Below are 20,485 nucleotides of genomic sequence, written 5' to 3' on the forward strand. Positions count from 1 at the left end.
TTCGGACATTACTGAACCAGCCCGAGCCAGTCGATCAGCGAGCCGAGCACCTTCCCGAAAATCATCGCCATCAACAGCCAGATCATATATTCTTCCATCCGAATTCTTTTGGCCAAAATCGGCAGCACGTTGATGACCTCGGTCAGCGCTGCCGCAAGCATGCCGACAAAGCAGCCGGCGAACAGGCCTAGCACCGAGGCGGACAACGGAAACAGCCGGAACTTCCATTGAAAGAGATCCGTCACCGTAAAAAAAACCGCACCGAGTACGACTGCGCCTTCGTATAAGCGGATCGACCGGTACGATCTGCTGATTTGCGCCAGCCTCGGAATGATGTCCAGCACCACCAGAAAAGCAACCATGCCGCTGCCTGCCGCAAGGCCGCCGGCCAACCCGACAAAGGCAAGCAGTAATCCGCTCAGCAGTCCAGTCAAGGTGGCGGTGGCTCCCGGTCCGGCGAACGATTGATTTTGGCGTATTCCTCGGCGATGACATATTGGTTGACGTTTTCCTGGTACATGAACATTTCCACCTCCAGCGGGCTCGGCTCCTCGTTGAACTTTTTCTTGAACAGGTGATTAAAAAAGACGATCATCCCGATGCCGATGCCGAACGAATATGGAATTTGCAGCAGCAGCGGACGTTCGGTCTGTTTGCCGGTGAGCAGCTTATAGAGGTTCCGGTGGACTTCGGCCATGCTGACGTCGGCGTGAAAGTTCATAATGGCCAGACCCGATCCGATAAAAAGCAGCAGCCACACCAAAACGATGAGAAACCTACTGGGAGGGCGCGTTTTTCCCGAAATTTCAACCAGCGTGTGCGGTTCGCCGAAATGCTCGATGGTCATGAACGGAAACCGCTCTTTGATTTTGCGCACGACCAGCATCATATCGATAAGCAGCAAGTTGCCATCATGTTCCTCGGGGCGGTACAATTCCAGCTCGAGCAGCTCGGCCTCATACTCGGGTTCCGTCAAAAAGACGGCAATATGCCCAAGCCGAATTGGATCGCCGCGGCTGGCCCGCATCCGTTTGCGCAATCGGATGTACAGGGACGGAGCGGAAGCACGGTTCATCTCCGAATCCTCCCTTACCATGCATTTAACGGTAGTATGAATAGTTACGCATGGCGGTAAACATCCCGGACTTTGGCAAAAATTTCACTGGGAGCCGAAGTATAAAGGAAAGCGGCGTGACAAACAGTAAGGGCAAGAACAAAGATCACCCTAACTTTTCTTTGAGGAAGGTGTCGAGCATATGAGAAGAACGGCTTTAACACTCGTAATCATCGGGGCTTTAAACTGGCTGTTGGTCGGATTGTTTCAATGGGACTTGGTTGCCGCCTTGTTCGGAGGCGACGCCCATCGGGTATCTTCGGGCTTAAGCCGAATTATTTATACATTGGTCGGTTTGGCGGGGTTGTATTGCATCGCCCTGCTGTTCCGCGACGACGACAGAGCCCGGGCCCGGTAACGGCAAGCCGTCCTCAAGATTGCGCAAGAGGACGAGAGCGTTCGCTCGTTCTCTTTTTAAGCGGCAATAAAAAAACAGCTCCCCGTCGATTCCGGAAGAGGAACCTCGGAGAGCTTATTTAAGCAGGATCGTTATTGGGCAATTTGATCCTTGATCGACTGTAATATTTTTTTCTCGAGCCGCGAGACCTGGACCTGTGAAATGCCAAGCCTGCTGGCCACCTCAGACTGCGTCTGATCCCGGAAATAACGGAGGTATACGATCAAACGTTCCCGTTCGTTCAACGCGCCGATCGCCTCATTGAGTGCCAGTTTGTCGAACCACTTGTCTCCGCCCTCGTCCGCGATCTGGTCCATCAAGGTGATCGGGTCGCCATCGTTTTCAAAAACGGTTTCATGGATCGAGGACAAAGGCTTATTCGCTTCTTGAGCGAAGACGACCTCCTCCGGCGTGATTTGAAGCTCCTCCGCCACTTCCTTGATCGTCGGCAGCCGGCCGTTCCGTTTCGAAAGCTCGTCCTTCGTCTTGCGGATTTTGTTGGCCAGCTCCTTGAGCGAACGGCTGACCTTCAGCGTTCCGTCGTCGCGCAGAAAACGCTGGATCTCCCCGATGATCATCGGGACCGCATACGTTGAAAACTTCACATCATACGACAAGTCAAACTTATCCACCGACTTGAGCAGTCCGATGCAGCCGATCTGAAACAAGTCCTCGGCCTCGTAGCCCCGGTTAAGAAACCGCTGCACCACCGACCAGACCAGACGGATGTTGCATTGCACCAGCGTATCTCTGGCCACGGTGTCGCCGGACTGACTGAGCGCGATCAATCGTTTGACTTCGCTATCGTCCAAATAGCTGTGTGAGGCGTGCTTCAAATCTACATCCATGAGATCAGACCCCTAATTGAAAAGAGCTTTTTTCGATTCGATTCGCTTCTTCATTCTAATCGTGGTGCCTGTGCCTAAGGCTGTCGTCACTTCGATCGCATCCATGAAATTTTCCATAATCGTGAAGCCCATGCCGGACCGCTCCAGCTCCGGCTTCGACGTATAAAGCGGCTGCTTGGCCAGATCCAGATCCTCGATCCCCGCTCCTTCGTCCGTCACGGTAATAAAGACCGTGTCCCCTTCGAGCTCGGCTGTAATCGTTACAATCCCATCCGGGCGGTTGTCGTAGCCGTGAATGATGGAGTTCGTTACCGCTTCGGACACGACCGTCTTGATATCCGTCAGCTCATCCAGCGTCGGGTCCAGCTGCGATACGAAAGCGGCGACGGTGACACGGGCGAACGATTCGTTCTCGGAGCGGCTCGCAAACTTCAGCGTCATAAAGTTTCGTTCACTCATAGGGCGACCTCCAGACTTTGCAGCGCTTTTGTTTCGTTGTCCTGAATCGATAAAATTTTGAACAGCCCGGACATTTCAAGAAGCCGGTACACGGCGGGATTCAGGTCGCAGACGACCATTTTGCCGCCGCGCGCCGTAATCTGCTTGTAGCGGCCCAGAATGACGCCGAGGCCGGAGCTGTCCATGAAGGTCAGCTCTTTGAAGCTCATAATGATGTGGTTGACGTTTCCACGCATGACCGCCTCTTCCATCCGCGTTTTGACCGTGTCTGCCGTATGATGGTCCAGCTCTCCCTGAAGCCTGACGATCAGCGTTTGGCGGTAATGTTCGAGTTCGATTTGCAGACTCAAGCTGCTCACTCCTTCCCGTTCATGCACACTCATTTCTACGTGAAGGAATCCTTTTCCTGCCCCCCGACAAAACTAGAAGAAATGCGCTATAACTAGAACAAAAGCGACAGAAAGCGCAGCGGAATAGCGCAAAATCCCCGCGGCGGCGTAAGCTGTATCTGCGGGGATCATGCTGTGTATGTCAGGCTGCGGCTGTTCGTCAATCCAAGAAAAACATCCGCTTCGCCGTTCGTTTCGTCAAGGTCCACCAGCCGGCTTTTTTCACATTCACGGGCGCTTCCAATGCGAATTCGGTTAATACTTGATCGCCTTTGTACACGACGATTTTCCCAATCGAATCCCCGGCTGCAACCGGCGCTTTCAAATCCGTCCGCAGCTGCACTTCGTGGCGGATTCCGTCGGCCGCTTCCCCTTTTTTGAGCAGCAGGCTGTACGGATGGGTGGCCGTCAACGGGACGACCGGCACCTCGCCTTTGCCGATTCTCAATTCGCCAAGCGAATCGCCGGTCTTGTAGATCGGAAGATTCGTATATTGCGAGAACGCATAATCGAACATCCGCGTGACTTCTGCATTACGCGTTTTGGTATCCGGTTCGCCCATGACTACGGAAATGACGCGCAGATTGTCGCGCTTCGCTGTTGCGGACAGACAAAATTTCGCTTCACTCGTGTAACCGGTTTTCAAGCCGTCCGCCCCCGAATAAAAGCGCACGAGCTTGTTCGTATTGACGAGCCAAAAAGGCTTGGGCGATTCCTTGCGCAAATAGTCTTGGTACAAGCCAGTATACTTGGTAATCTCTTCGTGCTTAAGCAATTCTTTGGACATCAGCGCAATATCGTAGGCGGAAGAGTAATGATTTTCGGCAGGCAGTCCGTTCGGATTGGCAAAATGGGTATTTTTCATCCCCAGCTGCGCGGCACGCTCGTTCATCATTCGAACGAACCCTTGTTCCGTACCTGCAATTTTCTCCGCCATCGCTACCGATGCGTCGTTGCCTGAGGCCATGGCGATGCCTTTCAGCATATCGCGTACCGTCATTTCCTCGCCGACTTCCAGAAAAATCTGCGATCCGCCCATGGAAGCGGCGTATTCGCTTGTCCGCACCTTCTCGTCCAGCTTGATTTTGCCTTGGTCCAGCGCTTCCATAATAAGCAGCATCGTCATAATTTTCGTGATGCTGGCCGGGGGAAGCCTGGCATCTTTGTTTTTGTCGTGAATGACCGTGCCGGAATCCGCATCGACGATAACGGAAGATACGGCATTCGGAGCCAGCTCAACCGGCTGCGCCCTTTTCGCCTCCTCCGCCATCGCGGGCGGCAGCGTAACCAGCAGCAGAAGCTGGATACAAATCGACCACTTGATCACTTTCCTGAGCATAACCCTATTCTCCCCTCCTGTCGGAGCTCGATTGTAGGTACTGGTATTCAGTGTTGACGAATCCCGAACAAAATATTCCAAAACAGGAAAACAAACAGCAGGGAAGCAGGCCCGATCCCTGGCCGGTATTCCCATTCGCGCTGGGGATTCGGCTCTAATGTGCGGTCGGGAACACGCGGCGCACCAAATCGGCAAACCCTTGTACGAATCCGCCGACCGGACGTCCCGCTCGCACATCCGCTATATACGTATTGACGCGTCCGACAAAATCTGGATTGACAGATACGTAGACGCGCTGTACGTTCGCATCCGTCGCCCGGATTTTCCCGGCGATGCGATTTTCGACATCCTGCGTCAGGGTCTGGTTAGATTTCAGCACGGATGCCACATAAGCGGTACGGTCGGTAACAAGCACATTCGCCGAATGAACTTCCGGTACCTCGGAGACAATTTTGTTTGCTGCCACATCCGCGATATCGATTTTTCTGGCGATGTTTTGATACGGTTGAGCCCCCGGATTCGTTCCCTGCTGTGTGTAATGCGTCTGGGTCTGCTGCTGGGGTTGGGCAGCCTGCTGCTGCATACGCGCCTGCTGCCTGTTCGTGCAGCCGGCAGCCAGGGCGACGACGCAGCCAAGCACGATTGTGGCGCGGACCCATACTTTTACGTGATGCATCGTTGTTTCAGCCTCCCTATGGATGATTGTCCGTCTTAGTATGCTTACTCCCATCGTTTGGCATGCACGCAAAGAAGCCCGGGACGAAAATCCCGGGCTTTCATGTATCGGTCACCAGCTAATTATAACTTGCGAATGCCGTCCTTCGTGATAACAGCATAAATCAACTTCAACTTTTCGGCAGGCGCCGAAGCGATTGTGAAAGCGGCAGCCGTCCGCCGCATCATTTCCGCCGTTTCTGCCGAATCCTCGCGGTTGATATACAGCTCGGCAAGCGGCTCGCCCTTCTTCACCGGATCGCCGACACGCTTGAACAGCTTGATACCCACGGCCAGATCGATCTTGTCTTCTTTGGTCGCGCGGCCCGCACCAAGCAGCATGGCGGTAATCCCTAGCGCTTCCGCATCGATCGCAGCGACATAGCCTTCTTCTGGCGCCGGAACGTCCACACGACGGGCGGCTTGGGGAAGCCGGGCGGGATCTTCCGCAACATGGGCGTCGCCTCCTTGCGCAGCAATGAACTGCTTCAGCTTCGCGAGCGCCTCGCCGTTTTCAAGCAAGCGGGTGACGAGCTCCTTCGCTTCGGCTTCACTGTCCGCTTTGCCCCCAAGGCGCACCATGTGCGCCGCCAGTTCGAGACAAATCTCCGTCAGCTCGGCCGGACCCCGGCCGCTGAGCGTATCGATCGCCTCCAGCACCTCGAGCGAGTTACCGATCGAAGGGCCGAGCGGCTCATCCATGTTCGTAATCACCGCAACCGTCTCCCGGCCGACCTCCGTTCCGATATCGACCATCGCTTGAGCCAGCTTGATGGAATCGTCCAACGATTTCATAAACGCGCCGCGTCCGGTCTTGACATCGAGGACGATGGCGTCCGCGCCGGAAGCGATTTTTTTGCTCATGATCGAGCTGGCAATCAAGGGAATTGATTCCACCGTCGCCGTCACGTCGCGCAAGCCGTACAGCTTCTTGTCCGCCGGCGTCAGGTTGCCGGTCTGACCGACCACCGCGAGCCCGATCTCCCGCACCTGCGCCAAAAACTGCTCTGTGGTCCGCTCGACGGCAAAACCGGGAATCGCCTCCAGCTTATCGATCGTCCCGCCCGTATGGCCGAGGCCCCGGCCGGACATTTTCGCCACAGGAATACCGGCAGCCGCCACCAACGGCCCTACGATCAGCGTAGTCGTATCCCCGACACCGCCTGTGCTGTGCTTATCGACCTTGATGCCGGGAATGGAACTTAGATCGACCTGATCTCCCGAACGCGCCATCGCCAGCGTTAGATCGGCCGTTTCCCGCGCGGACATGCCGTTGAAATATACCGCCATCGCCCAAGCGGACATCTGGTAATCCGGAATTTCCCCTTTCGTGTAGCCTTCGACCAAAAAAGCGATTTCTTCAGAGGACAGCTCCTTGCCGTCCCGTTTGCTATGTATGATATCGACCGTTCTCATCCGGGCCAACTCCCTTGTCACGTAGTCTCCCCCGTATTATATTCCCTCCGCGGCAAAAAGAAAAGAAAGCCCCGGGAGACGGCTCCCGAGACTTCCTTGGCACATGTAAAACGGTATATTGCTTTTTTAGGATACGACGATCTTCGTTTTCATATCCGCATGTCCCGGACCGCAAGGCAGCACGCAATGCACTTCATACGTACCCGGTTTGTCGAACGTAACATCCATCGACTTGGTGTTGTTGTCCAGCTTCACATTGGTGCCAATGATCTCAAGCGCATGAAGCCCTTCCTTGTTCATCAGGGAAACGGTCATTTTCTCACCGGCTTTCGCCGTGTATTCCGGCTTATCGAACTGATAGTTCGTCGCTACGAACTTGATCGAAGGACCTGCCGATTCCTCTTTCGCCATTTCTGCCTGACGGGCAGAGATGTTTTGGAATAAAACGCCCGCGCCGAGGAGACAGGCGATGATGAACAATGAAAACATAGCCCACTTTTGCATAGATAATCCCCCCCTTACTGTTCGGCCGTAAAGACGTATAGTCTTATTGTACAAAATACGAGCGACTTTACACATGCCCTTTCATGCCATTCCCGTGAAAAATTTGTGAACAAATTTGGTACGGCATGACACGAGATTTACTCTTAGCATGAGACAACCTTTAAGCCAAAATACGTGGACTTCCTCCGCCCGCAAAAAAACTCCGCCATAGAGGCAGAGTATTGATCATTGATTCAACGGCTGAGCCGATCGCGAATTTGGAAACCGATGCCCCGTTCTTTCCGCTTCGCTTCCTGCTGGTTCATCTTATTAATATCGTTCACGATTCGAATCCGGCACGAGCTGCATAAATGGTGCTGTCTGATCGGGGAACCGCAGCTGTTGCACGAGTAGGTCAATCCGGGATAATAGGCGACCGGCAGCCGGTTCGATACGATGAATTCGGCGATTCGTCTAGCGGAGATCCCCGTAGCCTTGCTCAGCTCTTCGGTACTTGCCTTCCGGTTCCCGCGCAAATAACTTTCGCAGCGGTCGAAATCGTCGTGAACCTCATCAATACAATCTTGACATAGATTGCGCAAATTTTTTTGAAATACTTTTCCACAATTCGGGCAGTTGGCTACTTTAAGCATCGTCATGGCGGGCACGCCCCTCTTTTTCCTACTTCGCATCGTTAGAGCATGGTTCTAACGAATTACCAAAGTAGTCCTATATGCCCAATTGTAGCACAGTTACTTCGGCCCGAACAGAGGGACACCTCAATTTTTTTGGATCTGCCCCTAAAGTCATATGCCCGAATAACCCGATCCCGAAGTGTCATACTATAAAGGACCCATTCCTTCGGGAAACAAGGAACAGGAGGTGCCGCACATGTCCGACAAACAGCAAGGCCACGGGAATCAGAACACGACGACCCGTACCAGTGACAAAGGCGCGAAGAAATCGAAATAACGAGCCGCAACAAAAAAAGTACTCCCGCTTCCGAGGAAGGTGGAGTACTTTTTGCATAACTATGCGATCGGCGTCCCGTTCGGAGCCGTCTGGTCCGGCGCAAGCAAAATGACATCTCCGTGCTCCGGCACCCCGCCGAGCACCAACACCTCGGATACATATCCGGCAATGCGTCTGGGCGGAAAATTAACAATCGCAACAACCTGTCTGCCGATAAGTTCTTCCGGCACATACCGCTTCGTAATCTGCGCGCTGGAGCGCTTGATTCCCAGCTCTCCGAAATCTATCTGCAGCTTGATGGCCGGAACCCGCGCTTCCGGGAAAGGCTCGGCGGCAATCACCGTTCCGATCCGCAGGTCCAGCTTATGAAAATCGTCGATCGTTGCTTCCATTCCGCTTCCTCCCGAAGTGATTCTTTAGTAACCATGATAGCGCAGCACAGAGGGACAAAGCAACGAACCGTTTCGTTATATCGATATTTTACCATTTGGGTTCATCATACAGTCGCCTTGCGAAGCATGGCATACGACGCAAGCGCATAGACGACTATTAGTGCAAACAACCAGCCTGCCCATTCGGATACGGTTATACCCGCTATCCATTGAAACAAAATGCCCCACCATTGGTAATAGTTTGAAGAAATGACGAGGACACTGACAACCGCTGCGATAACACCCGAAAACACGATCATCCCGAACCAGCCATATCGCCGCTGGACGCTCGAAATAGCAAATCCAAGGAAGAACAGATGCAGCAGCAGCACGAAGTTTCTCGTTACTTGCCCAATCGCCGTACCGTCGCCCCAATAGGGCATACGGAAGAAGTGGAGCCCCACTCCCCAGCCGCCGCTCCAGCCTTCAAGCAGGGAGAAAAGCAGTATCAGGATGGATGTACTCAGGCTGATCAGAGCGAAATTCATAACCGTTCCGGCAAAATAATCTTTTCTCCGGACACCCATGCCAAGTGCAAAGACGAACGTTTGAGGCAGAGCAACCATCCCGATAACAAGCATATATACGTAAAGGGAAGTAATGCCGCCGGTATACATTCCGTCTTTCCCGCCGATGGAAAACCGGATGGTAAGATGTATGATGAGATTGAGTAAGAGAATGATCCAAGGCATGTATATCCAGGAGAGCTTATCTCTCAAATGCATTTTTGTTACGCTCGCAATGCGGTTCATAGAGCATTTCCCGCCTTTCTATCCGATTTATGCTTCGTTAAATGGATAACTAACTGCTGTAAGGAAACGGGGGAGAATTCAAGCCCTAGCGCTTCCCCTTCCTTCCGCTCTTTCTCGCTCAGCTCATCCATTACCGTCGCCGAAATCAGTCCGCCGAACGCTTCCTGATGGATGATTTCCCGGGCTCGAATAAATTTTTCCACGGTACGGGCCGTTCCTATGACAGCAAACGCCCGCCCCCGAAGTGCCTCCGTATCCTCGTTCAAAATCAGCTTGCCGCCATCGATCATAATTACATGCTCCAGAAGCCGGCTGACTTCATCGATCAAGTGCGTTGACAAAATGACGGTTCTCGGATGGACCGAGTAATCCTCAAGCAGCTTTTCGTAGAATAACCCTCTGGCTACCGCATCGAGGCCCAAATACGGCTCGTCGAATATCGTAAGCGGCGCTCGGCTGGCAAGACCGACAACGATTCCTGCAGCAGACAGCATGCCCCGGGACAGCTTCTTCATTTTCCTTTTCAGCGGAAGCCCGAACGTCTCGATCAGCTCGTAGGCGTACTCCCGATCCCACTGCGGAAACAGCGATTCCGCCACCTCCAACACATCGATAACCTGGAAGTTGTCCGGGTACTTTTGGCTTTCCTTGATAAAGCACATTTTGCTTAGTACGCTATTGTTCTCGTACGGTTTTTCACCGAACACTTCAATTTCTCCACTGGTAGGAAAAATTTGAGCGGTGATCATATGCATGACCGTCGTCTTGCCCGCTCCGTTTCTCCCAAGAAGCCCGTAAATTTTGTTCGGCTCTATGGAAAAGCTGATGCCATCCACCGCCTTCACATTGCCGTACGACTTCGTCAGCCGAGTCACTTCGACGATCGGATTCATTTGCCTCCATCCCCTCTCCGGATCATATCCATCAGTTGCTCCGATGTAATGCCGAGCTTCTCGGCTTCCCGGATCATCGTTACCACATATTGCTCAAAAAACTGCTCTCTTCGCTTCTCCATCAATTGCGCGCGCGCGCCGGTCGCCACAAACATGCCTATCCCCCGCTTCTTGTACAATATGCCTTGGTCCACCAACAGATTGACTCCCTTGGCCGCCGTTGCCGGGTTGATCTGATAAAATGCCGCGAATTGATTCGTCGAAGGAACCTGCGATTCTTCGGGCATGCCGCCTTCGATGATGTCATTTTCAATCCGTTCGGCGATCTGAACAAAAATCGGACGGCTGTCGTCTATTAAGGTCATTTGTTCACCACCAAACTGGTTAATTACTTATGTAACTAACTATATATCCAACCAACTTCTTTGTCAATCGTCTTTGAGCAAAAATGAAAAAAATCCCCAAAAGCCTAGAAGTGAAGGCTCTCAGGGACTTATTTATCGTACCGTTATAGTAATGCTTCGACCGCCGGTTCAAGATCGAGCGGGTCGACTGTTGATTCAAAGCGCTTAACGACCTTGCCTTCGCGGTTGACGAGAAACTTGGTGAAGTTCCATTTAATGTCGTCGCCGGGCAACAGCTCAGGCTGCTTCTCCTGCAGAAAAGCATTCAGCGTTTTCCCGGCCGACTGATTGAGATCGAATCCCTCGAACGGAGCTTGCTCCGTCACATATGCAAACAGCGGATGTTTCTCCGAGCCGCGGACGTCCACTTTCTCAAACAATGGAAACGAGACCCCGTAGTTCAACTGGCAGAAGGTATGGACGTCTTCACTGCTCCCCGGCTCCTGCTCTCCGAATTGATTGCAAGGGAAGCCTAGAATGACCAGCCCTTGGTCGCGGTATTTTTCATACAGCTTTTGCAGATCGGCATACTGCGAGGTGAAGCCGCATTTGCTGGCCGTATTGACGATCAGCACCACCTTACCCTCATATTGCTCCAGACTGACTTCCTGGCCCCGAATATTGTTCGCTTGGAATGAATAGATAGACATGATAACTCCTCCATTATCGTTTGATTTGGTTTTCATGTGAGTTAAAGAAACCAAAATTAATTTGTATACAATTTAATTGTTTAAAATTTATCATATTACACCTCCCGCTGTCAAGTTTTCATGTGCCTTTTTTATGCTAAAAAACCGCTTCCCCCGTGAAAATCGAAGGAAAGCGGTTCTTTAGTTCGTTATATTTAAACGTCAAGCCTACGCTTCTTTCACAAAACGGCGCACCAGCTCGATGAAAATCGGCTTCGTGCGGTTCGCCACTGCCACTACCTGCTCATGCGTGAGCGGCTCCAGCTCCTCGCCGATTGCCATGTCGGTGATGCAGGAGATGCCGAGCACCTTAAGGCCGGCGTGGCTTGCCGCGATCACTTCTCCTACCGTAGACATACCTACGGCGTCGCCGCCGAGGTTCGCGAGCATGGTCAGCTCGGCCGGAGGCAAGTAGTTCGGACCGCTAATGCCCGCGTATACGCCTTCCTGCAGGCGGATCGCTTCTCCGCGCTCCTGTCCCATTTGGGCAGCAATCCGCTTGGCCAGATCCCGGAATTGCGGCGTATACGCCTGCGACATGTCCGGAAAACGGGGACCGAGCTCCGGATGATTGATTCCAATGAGCGGGTTGTCTCCTGTCAGGTTGAGCTGGTCTGAGATCAGCATCAAATCGCCCGCCTGAAAGCCGCGGTTCATACCGCCCGCCGCGTTCGTAATAACAAGCGACCGAACGCCGAGCTGCTTCATGACGTAGATCGGGAAGACGACTTTTTTCATGGAGTAGCCTTCGTAGTAGTGAAAACGGCCCTGCATGACGATGACATTTTTACCTTCGAGCTTGCCGATGACAAATTGCCCGGCATGGCCTTCCACCGTAGATACCGGAAAATGCGGAATTCTATCGTAAGGAATGGCGATCGCATCTTCCACCTGAGCGGCCATATCGCCAAGGCCGGAGCCAAGCACCAAGCCCATATCTAAAGATCTTCGGTCGATGCGGTCACTGATCCATTGAGCCGCTTCTTGAATATGTTCAACGTAGTTCGGTTCCATCTCTTCTCCCTCTTTCGAATCGAATTCGGCAGCCGCTTGAAGGCGGACGCCGTGCCAATCACCATGACGTTCTAGATTCGCGAGATGATTCCGAGCACCAGCTTAAGAAATTTCGGCTTTGCACGCTCCGTCGTTTCCATAACCTCCGCATGGGACAACGGCTGATCCAGGATGCCCGCCGCCATATTGCTGATGCAGGAAAAACCGAGCACTTCGATACCCGCATGCCGCGCAACAAGCACTTCCGGCACGGTGGACATGCCCACCGCGTCGCCGCCGAGCGTCCGCATCATGCGGATTTCCGCCGGCGTTTCGTACGACGGTCCGAGCAGTCCCAGGTATACCCCCTCCTGCAGTTTCAGCCCCTGCTCTGCCGCTACCTCCTTCGCTGCCTCGCGAAGACGGCGGCTGTACGCTTCAGACATGTCCGGGAAACGAACGCCCAGCTCGCTGTTGTTCGGTCCGATGAGCGGGTTGCGGAACGTAAAGTTAATATGATCGCGGATCAGCATCAGGTCCCCGACTTCGTACGACGTGTTGATACCGCCGGCAGCATTGGTCACCAGCAGCTTCTCCACGCCGAGCTCCTTCATGACACGGACCGGAAACGATACCGTTTCGACGCCGTATCCTTCATACATATGAAAACGGCCTTTCATCATCAGCACATGCTTGCCTTCCACCTTACCGAGCAGCAGCTCGCCGGCATGCCCCTCCACCGTAGATACCGGAAAATGCGGAATATCCTCATACGGAATCGTTACACCGCCTTCCACCAAATCGGCCAGCACGCCGAGACCGGAGCCCAGGATCAGGCTGATTTCCGGCTTCTCCGGATATTTCCCGCGGATATATTCCGCGGCTTCCTTAATGTTCTTCAACAGCGTCGTTTGATCGCTCATTCGATTCGTCCTCCCCGGCAATATGTACTTGTTATTTCAATTCGTCCAAAAAGCTGGTGCCGTTGCCTGTGCCCTTCACGCCGAAGTTTTCGGCAACCGTCGCGCCAAGATCCGAAAACGTGCTGCGGACTCCGACCGTCCCCGTCGTTTCGAACGCCGGGCTGTACATCAGAAGCGGCACATACTCGCGGGTGTGGTCCGTCCCGTGATGAATCGGATCGTTGCCGTGATCGGCAGTCAGAATCAACAGGTCGTCCTTGCCGACCCGTTCCATCAGCTTGGGCAGCCATTCGTCGAATTCGTTCAGCGCCATGGCGTACCCTTCCGGGTCACGACGATGCCCGTACAGCGAGTCGAAATCGACGAGGTTCGTAAACAGCAGTCCTTGGAACGATTCTCCCATCGCGTCAATCGTCTTGTGAATCCCGTCGAGATTGCTTTTGGTAGGAAGCGCTTTGGTTACGCCTTCGCCGTCAAAAATATCGTTGATCTTCCCGACGGCGATGCAATCGAGTCCCGCATCCTTCAGCTGGTTCATGACCGTCGGAGCGGGCGGCTTCACCGCATAATCGTGACGGTTCGGCGTGCGTTTGAACGCGCCAGGCGTTCCGACGTAAGGACGCGCAATGACGCGACCGACCGTATACGGATCTTCGAGCGTCAGCTTGCGGGCAATCTCGCAGGCGCGGTACAGCTCCTCCAGCGGAATAATCTCTTCATGCGCCGCAAGCTGGAACACGCTGTCCGCCGAAGTGTAGACGATCCAGGCCCCGGTCTTCATCTGTTCCTCGCCCAGCTCATCCAATATTTCCGTTCCAGAGGCCGGCTTGTTGCCAATGACCTTGCGCCCGGTTTCCTGCTCGAAACGGGCGATCAGCTCCGGCGGGAAGCCGTCTGGAAATACATTGAAGGGAACGGTCACATTCAGACCCATAATTTCCCAATGTCCAGTCATCGTATCTTTGCCGACCGATACCTCGGCCATTTTGCCGTAATATGCGCCTGGGCGTTCAACCGGATCAACGCCCTGCAGCCCGGCGATATTTCCGAGGCCGAGCTGCTGCATATGGGGCACGCGCAGCGACGGCACGCGCTCTGCGATGTGGCCGAGCGTATGGGCTCCGGTATCGTTAAAACGCGCGGCATCCGGCAGCTCGCCGATCCCCACGCTATCCAGCACAATCAAGCATACTCGTTTAAATTTCATGGATGTCCCTCCTCAGAGTATTGCGAAGCAATACTTTCTTCGTAAGCACAGGCTTGGGTTTGCGCAGCAATGCCATCTTCGTAAGCACAGGCTTGGCATTGCGCAGCAATGCTTTCTTCGTAAGCGCCGATTCGGGCAGTGCGCGGCAACGCTACAGCGAAAGCGTAAACTTGAGCATGGTGAGGCAATGCCATCCTCACAGGCCGTTTTTTCGACAAGCCTACCATTATTATCGCAAATGCGGACATGGTTTGCAAAAGCCGCAATACGAAAAACCCGGTCTCTCAGGCGCAGAGGAACGGGCTCGCCGGAAGACTATTCGATTTTGGCCCGGGGATGGGTCCGATCATAAACCTCTTTCATTTTGCTCCGGGTGACTTGCGTATAGATCTGCGTCGTCGAGATGTCCGCATGACCGAGCATTTCCTGCACGGACCGGAGGTCGGCTCCGTTCTCCAGCAGGTGCGCGGCAAACGAGTGCCGGAGCGTGTGCGGGGTGATTTCCATCCGAATGTCGGATTCCGCAGCGTAACGTTTAATGATTTTCCAGAAGCCTTGACGCGTCATCCGGGTCCCCAAATGGCTGACAAACAGCGCCTCCTCGGCTTTGGACGGCTTGAGCAATTTCGGACGCATCGTTTGGATGTAGGCCTCCACGTACTCCGAAGCGATTCTCCCGAGCGGGACGATCCGTTCTTTGCCTTTGCCGACACAACGGATAAAGCCCATACTCGGATTGACGCTGTCCACGTCAAGCGAGATGAGCTCCGATACCCGGATTCCCGTCGCGTACAGCACCTCCAGCATCGCCTTATCCCGCATCCCGTTGGGCGTCGTCGTTAGGGGGGCTTGGAGCAGCTTGCCCACCTCTTGAACCGACAACACCTTCGGAATCCGTTTCTCGAGTCTCGGCGTCTCCATGTGCAGCGACGGATCGCTGTCCAGCAGACGCTCCTTCACGAGGAATTGGTAAAAGGCGCGGATGGAAACCATACTTCGGGAAAGCGTGGCCGTAGCCCTCCCCCGCTGCTTCAGGTCCAGCATATAGCCGGAAATGTTCAGCTTCCCGCTGTCACTCAGCGATGAGATGCCGGAGCTTTCCAAATAATCTATATACTGAGACAAATCGCGTCGGTACGAGTCCAGCGTATTCTGAGCAAGGCCCCGATCCTCCGCCAAAAAACGGATAAACGAGTTAAGTTCCTGTTTCATGCGCAATTGATCCCCTTTTATGTCTTGCATCGGCGCTTTTAAAATAATTCCACATAAAGGATCAATATTCCTTCCGAATCCGGAAGCTTTTTTATTCGCCGATTCGGTAAAAAAGCTTCAGCCGTTCGCTCATCGTGATCTTGTCCGAAGCCGCGGCCACCCGGTCGTTCTGGAACGCTTTGACGGCGCGGCCTGCAGGCTCCTTGTACTTCGGCTCCGGTTCCAGCCATCGCGTAACGGCGAGCAGCATATGATAAAGCGCGAACGTAAACACCACGAACAAGAGCGCGAAGCGAAAGCGGCCGAGCCATTTTCGCACTCGAACATGAACAATCACGGCTTGTCCCCCTCCTCCCCTGCCCCCTGCCGCCGGCTTGGCGCCGGACTGCGGGGGTTCAGACAGGTTCTAAGAGTACACTATGACCGGACCGGCCAAATTATGCGTATTCGAACGAAGGACGGGACGGACGAAATGTACCGCCGGCATGCGCCGCTGCCTTAATCAACTGATCGGCAGCAGCGAATCCAGGCCCGCATAAGGCAGACCGACGGCTTCGGCTACCGCGGGATACGTGACGTGGCCCTGATAGGTGTTCACGCCGAGCTTCAGCGGCGGATTGCCGTAGAGCGCACGGGTGACCCCTTTGCCGGCCAATTCGAGGGCGTAGCCGATGGTCACGTTCGTGAGCGCCAGCGTAGAGGTCCGCGGTACGGCTCCCGGCATGTTGGCGACCGCATAATGAAGGACGCCGTACTTCTCGTACGTCGGCGCGCTGTGCGTCGTCACGCGATCCACCGTCGCAATCGATCCGCCCTGATCGACGGCCACATCCACGATCACGGCCCCGGGCTTCATCTGCCGCACCATGTCTTCGCTGACGAGCTTCGGCGCTTTCGCTCCGGGAATAAGGACGGCCCCGATCAGCAGATCCGCCTTTTGTACCGCATTGGCAATGTTGTAGGGATTGGACATCAACGTACGGATGCGGCCGTGGAACACGTCGTCCAAATACCGGAGCCGTTCCGCGCTGCGTTCGATGACTACGACGTTGGCGCCGAGTCCGAGCGCCATTTTCGCGGCGTTGGTTCCGACGATGCCTCCGCCCAAAATGATTACGTCCGCCGGAGGCACGCCGGGTACGCCACCGAGCAGAATGCCGCGCCCGCCATAATTTTTTTCCAGAAACTGTGCACCGACCTGAACGGACATGCGTCCGGCCACTTCGCTCATTGGAGTAAGCAGCGGCAGTCCCCCGCTCGGAAGCTGAATCGTTTCATACGCGATGGCGGTTACTTTATGCTGCACCAGCGCCTCGGTCAGCTTCGGCTCGGCCGCCAAATGGAGGTAGGTAAACAACGTCAGCCCTTCGCGGAAATAGCCGAATTCTGCAGGAAGCGGCTCCTTCACCTTCATAATCATCTCGGCCCTGCCCCAAACCTCGGCAGCCGTAGGAAGCAGCTCGGCGCCTTCCTTGGCATACTCGTCGTCGGAAAACCCACTGCCCGCACCGGCCCCCGCTTCCACAATAACGCTATGCCCGGCTTCTCTCAGGACCGCAGCGCCGCCGGGGGTTAAGGCAACGCGGTTTTCGTTGTTTTTGATTTCTTTCGGTATCCCAATGATCATCGCTTCATGCCTCCTGTTCCCATTTTTCAACCAAAGCGTATGATATGATATAGCGTTTGCCTTTTCGGTGCGAATATGTGGCAAAATGCAAAAAACCTTCATACTTGATCTAGCGTCAAGCCGAAGGTTTCGTGTTTACGTTTTGTTCTTGTCGCGGCAGCGGTGGCAAATGCCCTGAAAATCGAGCCGGTGATCGAGCACCTGAAACCGGTATTCCCGCTCCAGTCGTTCTTCCAGCGCACCCAGCCAGTCTTCCATAATTTCGTCGACGGCACCGCACTGCACGCAGATGAGGTGATGATGATGGTGATGAGAGCTGTCGTTGCGCAAGTCGTAGCGGGCTACGCCATCGCCGAAATTCATTTTCTCGAGGACATGCAGCTCGCTGAGCAATTCCAACGTACGATAGACGGTGGCAAGGCCGATTTCTGGCGCTTTATCTTTGACGAGCATAAAAACGTCTTCCGCGCTCAGATGATCCTCTTCGTTCTCCAGCAAAACCCTGACGGTCGCTTCCCGTTGAGGCGTCAGCTTATAGCCTTGCGATTGCAGCTGTTGTTTGATTTTTTCGATGCGAGATTCCATGCTTCTCCCCCACGGGTTTTGCACCGAAGCAAAACCTTTCTCGTAAGCTTAAGCTTTCTTCATGCTTACATTATAGGAGGAGGACTTAGGGAAAGTCAAACCTTTTAAGACCCGGACATCGTTACCAGCATAGGTGTTACCCATTTCATCATGGCTGGCGAGACATAAGCCTCGAATATCGCCACGCCAAGCAGCAGCGCCCCGGAGGCCAGAATGACGCCTGAAAATCGCATAAATGGCTCGTATAGAGCGCCTTTGCGGCTGATAAACCGGTTTTTGACCAGATGAATCGTGAAAGCCATAGCCGTGACGCTGCATACGAGCAGTAGAGGGATGACCACCAGGTTCGGCGGCACAACCGAAACGAGCGCAAACAGCAGCCCTTTCCAGGATAAGGTGCCGACCAGATAACCGACGGTGAAGCCAACCAGCACGCCTTTCAAAAAATCCAGAATAAGGATGAGCGGCAGCCCGATGACGGACAGGCCCAGCACCCAAATAATTAAAAACCATTTGATATGCATGGAAAACGAATCCTTGAACGAACCCGTCACATCGCCTTCCAGGCCGCCTTGATGGACGGACGCAAAAAAGCTTCCCAAATACCGGCTCAGCTCCTGCTTCTGCTCCAGCGACAGGGCGTTCACCATAACCGCACCAAAAACGACGCCCGTGACAAAGACGACGCCGACGAATAAATAGAACGACAAATGCTCCTTCATATACTGCTCCAGCGTACGGTTCCGCATCATGCCGGTGCGCCCCCCTTGTCCGAATAGTACAGAATATGAGGGGGCGCACAGGTTTATGACTCCGTCCGATGATCGCGTTATTCTTGCCGTGCGGACACTTTGCCGTATTTGCCGCCGCCGCCCGTATCGAGCCGCAGCGTGCCCGCGCGTGCTTCCATAATATAGCCGGCTATCGTTTCGCCCGCCGCATCCGCGAGCTCTTCGAACGATACGCGGTGCAGCAGGTTCATTTCGGAGCCGAACCGCTCGATGAGACGGTTGAATGTTTTCGGCCCGAGGCCCGGAATGTACTCCAGCGGCACTTGGTAACAATAAGGCGGTCGGTCCGGGGAAACCCGAGGCTCCTCCCGGTCCGCAAGGCTCAAAATCCGGTCCATGACGCCGCGGACAATCCGCAGGCTGCCGCAGTACAAGCAGCGCTCCACCGCTGTCTGGCCTTGCTCGTCGAGTATCGAGCTGCAATCGCCGCAGTACGTGCGGTGGTATTTGCCGAGCCGCGGATTGAGTCCGTAGTTGGCAAGCACGCGGCGTCCGTCCTTCTGTGACAAAGCCTTCCGCAGCTCCTCGAACGTCGGCGCCTCAAGCGCCAGCTTATTGTATTCGCGCCCGATCTTCGGGAGCGAATGGGCATCGGAGTTGGTCAGAAACGTATAGCGGTCCAGCTCGCTGATATACCCGGCCATGACGGTGTCGGCGCTGAGACCGAGCTCTACGGCCGCAATTCCGTCCAAGTTGAGCAGATGCTCCATCCGCGTCGAGCAGCTCCCGTAGACGCTTTTATGCGGCGTGAAGATATGTGCGGGAATCAGAATGCCTCCGCGTGCAATCACCTCCCGCTGAAGCTCCCGGGCCGTGACATAGATGCGCTGCGAGCTGAGCTGCACATTTTTCATATGCTTGCGCAGCCACTCCGTGAAGCTCTGCATGTCGCCAAGCTTGGGCAAATATGCGAGCAAATGGGCCGTTCCCAAGCCGGGGTCGCGCACCTCAATCTCGCAGCCCAGCAGGACGGTCGTCCGGTGGAAGCGTATGCCTCCGCCTTCCAGTTCTTCCATCTCGCCCGTTTCCAAATAATGCAGCATTTCCCGCTGCACGCCTGGGGAATGGCAGTCGATGATGCCGATCATGTCGATCCCTTTGCGCTCTGACGCTTCCTGCGCGATGTTGTAGAACGTCAGGTTGTTCGCGGCGCTGATTTTGACCGCTTCGCCCGCTTCCGTTCTCCCGATGTGGATATGCAGGTCGGCGTAGTACGCGTTCGTGCTCATGTCGGGAACGAGCCGGTAAGCTTGTACAGCTGCCAGGCGTAAACGGCCATGATTGTTTTGGCGTCGCTGATCCGCTGCTCCCGGATATACGCTTGCGCCTGTTCCAGCGTAAGCTCTTCGATTTCGAGGAACTCGTCCTCGTCAGGGTTGGCTTGCCCCTTCACCAACTGCTCGGCGGCATACAGATGAAGAATTTCGTCGGCGAAGCCGGGTGATGTATAGAAAGAGCTGATATGGCGGATCGAGCCCGCGGTATAGCCGGTTTCCTCCTCCAGCTCGCGCTTGGCGGCATCCAGCGGATTCTCGCCGGCGTCCAGCTTCCCTGCCGGAATTTCCACTTGGCTTTTTTCCAGCGGCTTGCGGTATTGCTCGACGACAATCATCCGGTCATCCGGGGTAAGGGCCAGAACCGCGACCGCACCGGGATGCTTGACGATCTCGCGCGTCGCTTCCGCGCCATTCGGCAGCTTTACGGTGTCCACTTGCAAGGAAATGATTTTACCCTGAAAAATCGGCTGGGTGGAGACGGTCACTTCTTCGAATTTTTTATGCGTCTTATGCGGCATGGAAGATTCCTCTCTTCTCTTTACGGGTATTGTAACATTAAGACCAAAGCTC

26 protein-coding genes are annotated in these 20,485 nt (G+C 54.4%); 1 reads left to right on the top strand and 25 read right to left on the bottom strand.

Going from position 1 to position 20,485, the window contains the following annotated elements; all coding sequences use genetic code 11:
* Positions 1-8: 8 nt before the first annotated feature.
* Together QMG93_RS16625 and QMG93_RS16630 are read right to left on the bottom strand one after the other, a co-directional pair.
* Complete coding sequence (locus tag QMG93_RS16625) at positions 9-434, bottom strand: stage V sporulation protein AB (protein WP_281938317.1); 426 nt, start codon at positions 432-434, stop codon at positions 9-11.
* The gene (locus QMG93_RS16630) at positions 431-1,075 is read right to left on the bottom strand and encodes a stage V sporulation protein AA (protein ID WP_281938319.1); all 645 of its coding nucleotides are present in this window, start codon (positions 1,073-1,075) and stop codon (positions 431-433) included. The genes QMG93_RS16625 and QMG93_RS16630 overlap by 4 nt, the downstream gene beginning before the upstream one ends.
* Before the next feature lie 181 nt (positions 1,076-1,256).
* Between QMG93_RS16630 and QMG93_RS16635 the strand changes: the two genes are divergently transcribed.
* The gene (locus tag QMG93_RS16635; RefSeq protein ID WP_010498984.1) at positions 1,257-1,472 is read left to right on the top strand and encodes a DUF378 domain-containing protein; all 216 of its coding nucleotides are present in this window, start codon (positions 1,257-1,259) and stop codon (positions 1,470-1,472) included.
* Positions 1,473-1,603: 131 nt separating this feature from the next.
* Here QMG93_RS16635 and sigF read toward each other — a convergent pair whose 3' ends face one another.
* The 23 genes from sigF to QMG93_RS16750 form a co-directional block, all read right to left on the bottom strand.
* Positions 1,604-2,359 (bottom strand): RNA polymerase sporulation sigma factor SigF, encoded by a 756-nt coding sequence (gene sigF, locus QMG93_RS16640; protein WP_025846479.1) that lies wholly within the window; start codon positions 2,357-2,359, stop codon positions 1,604-1,606.
* Positions 2,360-2,371: 12 nt separating this feature from the next.
* Positions 2,372-2,818 carry an anti-sigma F factor gene (gene spoIIAB, locus QMG93_RS16645; protein WP_025846481.1) on the bottom strand — a complete coding sequence of 149 codons (447 nt, stop codon included), beginning with the start codon at positions 2,816-2,818 and terminating at the stop codon, positions 2,372-2,374.
* Positions 2,815-3,168 (bottom strand): anti-sigma F factor antagonist, encoded by a 354-nt coding sequence (spoIIAA, locus tag QMG93_RS16650; RefSeq protein ID WP_216792483.1) that lies wholly within the window; start codon positions 3,166-3,168, stop codon positions 2,815-2,817. Before spoIIAA ends, spoIIAB begins: the two co-directional genes overlap by 4 nt.
* Before the next feature lie 199 nt (positions 3,169-3,367).
* Entirely contained in the window at positions 3,368-4,546 is a 1,179-nt protein-coding gene (locus QMG93_RS16655; protein WP_281938323.1) for a D-alanyl-D-alanine carboxypeptidase family protein, read from the bottom strand.
* Positions 4,547-4,700: 154 nt separating this feature from the next.
* Positions 4,701-5,222 carry a YhcN/YlaJ family sporulation lipoprotein gene (locus tag QMG93_RS16660; RefSeq protein WP_281938325.1) on the bottom strand — a complete coding sequence of 174 codons (522 nt, stop codon included), beginning with the start codon at positions 5,220-5,222 and terminating at the stop codon, positions 4,701-4,703.
* A 122-nt stretch (positions 5,223-5,344) separates the two neighbouring features.
* Positions 5,345-6,676 (bottom strand): pyrimidine-nucleoside phosphorylase, encoded by a 1,332-nt coding sequence (locus tag QMG93_RS16665; RefSeq protein ID WP_281938327.1) that lies wholly within the window; start codon positions 6,674-6,676, stop codon positions 5,345-5,347.
* Between the two features lie 126 nt (positions 6,677-6,802).
* The gene (locus tag QMG93_RS16670) at positions 6,803-7,180 is read right to left on the bottom strand and encodes a hypothetical protein (protein ID WP_281938329.1); all 378 of its coding nucleotides are present in this window, start codon (positions 7,178-7,180) and stop codon (positions 6,803-6,805) included.
* A gap of 233 nt (positions 7,181-7,413) precedes the next feature.
* Positions 7,414-7,818 (bottom strand): flagellar protein, encoded by a 405-nt coding sequence (locus QMG93_RS16675; RefSeq protein ID WP_281938331.1) that lies wholly within the window; start codon positions 7,816-7,818, stop codon positions 7,414-7,416.
* Positions 7,819-8,190: 372 nt separating this feature from the next.
* Complete coding sequence (gene csaA, locus QMG93_RS16680) at positions 8,191-8,523, bottom strand: chaperone CsaA (protein WP_281938333.1); 333 nt, start codon at positions 8,521-8,523, stop codon at positions 8,191-8,193.
* 104 nt (positions 8,524-8,627) lie between these two features.
* Entirely contained in the window at positions 8,628-9,314 is a 687-nt protein-coding gene (locus QMG93_RS16685; RefSeq protein WP_281938335.1) for a hypothetical protein, read from the bottom strand.
* Positions 9,311-10,207 carry an ABC transporter ATP-binding protein gene (locus tag QMG93_RS16690; RefSeq protein ID WP_281938337.1) on the bottom strand — a complete coding sequence of 299 codons (897 nt, stop codon included), beginning with the start codon at positions 10,205-10,207 and terminating at the stop codon, positions 9,311-9,313. The genes QMG93_RS16685 and QMG93_RS16690 overlap by 4 nt, the downstream gene beginning before the upstream one ends.
* Positions 10,204-10,572, bottom strand: a complete 369-nt coding sequence (locus QMG93_RS16695) for a GntR family transcriptional regulator (protein ID WP_054976409.1) — start codon at positions 10,570-10,572, stop codon at positions 10,204-10,206. The genes QMG93_RS16690 and QMG93_RS16695 overlap by 4 nt, the downstream gene beginning before the upstream one ends.
* Positions 10,573-10,715: 143 nt before the next feature.
* Positions 10,716-11,261: a glutathione peroxidase gene (locus QMG93_RS16700; RefSeq protein ID WP_108531797.1), complete on the bottom strand. Its 546-nt coding sequence runs from the start codon at positions 11,259-11,261 to the stop codon at positions 10,716-10,718.
* Between the two features lie 207 nt (positions 11,262-11,468).
* A complete protein-coding gene (locus tag QMG93_RS16705; protein ID WP_281938342.1) occupies positions 11,469-12,314 on the bottom strand; it encodes a purine-nucleoside phosphorylase in 846 nt (281 codons plus the stop codon).
* 71 nt (positions 12,315-12,385) lie between these two features.
* Positions 12,386-13,216: a purine-nucleoside phosphorylase gene (locus QMG93_RS16710; RefSeq protein WP_281938344.1), complete on the bottom strand. Its 831-nt coding sequence runs from the start codon at positions 13,214-13,216 to the stop codon at positions 12,386-12,388.
* A gap of 31 nt (positions 13,217-13,247) precedes the next feature.
* Entirely contained in the window at positions 13,248-14,423 is a 1,176-nt protein-coding gene (gene deoB / locus QMG93_RS16715) for a phosphopentomutase (RefSeq protein ID WP_281938346.1), read from the bottom strand.
* Between the two features lie 315 nt (positions 14,424-14,738).
* The gene (xerD, locus tag QMG93_RS16720) at positions 14,739-15,635 is read right to left on the bottom strand and encodes a site-specific tyrosine recombinase XerD (RefSeq protein ID WP_281938348.1); all 897 of its coding nucleotides are present in this window, start codon (positions 15,633-15,635) and stop codon (positions 14,739-14,741) included.
* A gap of 91 nt (positions 15,636-15,726) precedes the next feature.
* A complete protein-coding gene (locus tag QMG93_RS16725) occupies positions 15,727-15,972 on the bottom strand; it encodes a DUF4227 family protein (protein WP_063185895.1) in 246 nt (81 codons plus the stop codon).
* A gap of 165 nt (positions 15,973-16,137) precedes the next feature.
* A complete protein-coding gene (gene ald / locus QMG93_RS16730) occupies positions 16,138-17,262 on the bottom strand; it encodes an alanine dehydrogenase (RefSeq protein ID WP_281938351.1) in 1,125 nt (374 codons plus the stop codon).
* Between the two features lie 135 nt (positions 17,263-17,397).
* The gene (locus tag QMG93_RS16735) at positions 17,398-17,847 is read right to left on the bottom strand and encodes a Fur family transcriptional regulator (protein ID WP_010499013.1); all 450 of its coding nucleotides are present in this window, start codon (positions 17,845-17,847) and stop codon (positions 17,398-17,400) included.
* Between the two features lie 104 nt (positions 17,848-17,951).
* Positions 17,952-18,599 (bottom strand): stage II sporulation protein M, encoded by a 648-nt coding sequence (spoIIM, locus tag QMG93_RS16740; RefSeq protein WP_281938354.1) that lies wholly within the window; start codon positions 18,597-18,599, stop codon positions 17,952-17,954.
* 77 nt (positions 18,600-18,676) lie between these two features.
* Positions 18,677-19,867 carry an endonuclease Q family protein gene (locus QMG93_RS16745; RefSeq protein ID WP_281938356.1) on the bottom strand — a complete coding sequence of 397 codons (1,191 nt, stop codon included), beginning with the start codon at positions 19,865-19,867 and terminating at the stop codon, positions 18,677-18,679.
* Positions 19,864-20,433: an NUDIX hydrolase gene (locus QMG93_RS16750; RefSeq protein WP_010499016.1), complete on the bottom strand. Its 570-nt coding sequence runs from the start codon at positions 20,431-20,433 to the stop codon at positions 19,864-19,866. The genes QMG93_RS16745 and QMG93_RS16750 overlap by 4 nt, the downstream gene beginning before the upstream one ends.
* Positions 20,434-20,485 lie beyond the last annotated feature (52 nt).

The organism is Paenibacillus tyrphae (assembly GCF_027925525.1).
GTDB classification, from domain to species: domain Bacteria; phylum Bacillota; class Bacilli; order Paenibacillales; family NBRC-103111; genus Paenibacillus_G; species Paenibacillus_G tyrfis_B.

Coding starts and splice junctions, on each gene's coding strand:
- QMG93_RS16630 (WP_281938319.1), bottom strand. CDS start 1,075: ATGAACCGTGCTTCCGCTCCGTCCCTGTACATCCGATTGCGCAAACGG.
- QMG93_RS16635 (WP_010498984.1), top strand. CDS start 1,257: ATGAGAAGAACGGCTTTAACACTCGTAATCATCGGGGCTTTAAACTGG.
- sigF (WP_025846479.1), bottom strand. CDS start 2,359: ATGGATGTAGATTTGAAGCACGCCTCACACAGCTATTTGGACGATAGC.
- spoIIAB (WP_025846481.1), bottom strand. CDS start 2,818: ATGAGTGAACGAAACTTTATGACGCTGAAGTTTGCGAGCCGCTCCGAG.
- QMG93_RS16655 (WP_281938323.1), bottom strand. CDS start 4,546: ATGCTCAGGAAAGTGATCAAGTGGTCGATTTGTATCCAGCTTCTGCTG.
- QMG93_RS16660 (WP_281938325.1), bottom strand. CDS start 5,222: ATGCATCACGTAAAAGTATGGGTCCGCGCCACAATCGTGCTTGGCTGC.
- QMG93_RS16665 (WP_281938327.1), bottom strand. CDS start 6,676: ATGAGAACGGTCGATATCATACATAGCAAACGGGACGGCAAGGAGCTG.
- QMG93_RS16670 (WP_281938329.1), bottom strand. CDS start 7,180: ATGCAAAAGTGGGCTATGTTTTCATTGTTCATCATCGCCTGTCTCCTC.
- QMG93_RS16675 (WP_281938331.1), bottom strand. CDS start 7,818: ATGACGATGCTTAAAGTAGCCAACTGCCCGAATTGTGGAAAAGTATTT.
- csaA (WP_281938333.1), bottom strand. CDS start 8,523: ATGGAAGCAACGATCGACGATTTTCATAAGCTGGACCTGCGGATCGGA.
- QMG93_RS16685 (WP_281938335.1), bottom strand. CDS start 9,314: ATGAACCGCATTGCGAGCGTAACAAAAATGCATTTGAGAGATAAGCTC.
- QMG93_RS16690 (WP_281938337.1), bottom strand. CDS start 10,207: ATGAATCCGATCGTCGAAGTGACTCGGCTGACGAAGTCGTACGGCAAT.
- QMG93_RS16695 (WP_054976409.1), bottom strand. CDS start 10,572: ATGACCTTAATAGACGACAGCCGTCCGATTTTTGTTCAGATCGCCGAA.
- QMG93_RS16700 (WP_108531797.1), bottom strand. CDS start 11,261: ATGTCTATCTATTCATTCCAAGCGAACAATATTCGGGGCCAGGAAGTC.
- QMG93_RS16705 (WP_281938342.1), bottom strand. CDS start 12,314: ATGGAACCGAACTACGTTGAACATATTCAAGAAGCGGCTCAATGGATC.
- QMG93_RS16710 (WP_281938344.1), bottom strand. CDS start 13,216: ATGAGCGATCAAACGACGCTGTTGAAGAACATTAAGGAAGCCGCGGAA.
- deoB (WP_281938346.1), bottom strand. CDS start 14,423: ATGAAATTTAAACGAGTATGCTTGATTGTGCTGGATAGCGTGGGGATC.
- xerD (WP_281938348.1), bottom strand. CDS start 15,635: ATGAAACAGGAACTTAACTCGTTTATCCGTTTTTTGGCGGAGGATCGG.
- ald (WP_281938351.1), bottom strand. CDS start 17,262: ATGATCATTGGGATACCGAAAGAAATCAAAAACAACGAAAACCGCGTT.
- QMG93_RS16735 (WP_010499013.1), bottom strand. CDS start 17,847: ATGGAATCTCGCATCGAAAAAATCAAACAACAGCTGCAATCGCAAGGC.
- spoIIM (WP_281938354.1), bottom strand. CDS start 18,599: ATGATGCGGAACCGTACGCTGGAGCAGTATATGAAGGAGCATTTGTCG.
- QMG93_RS16745 (WP_281938356.1), bottom strand. CDS start 19,867: ATGAGCACGAACGCGTACTACGCCGACCTGCATATCCACATCGGGAGA.
- QMG93_RS16750 (WP_010499016.1), bottom strand. CDS start 20,433: ATGCCGCATAAGACGCATAAAAAATTCGAAGAAGTGACCGTCTCCACC.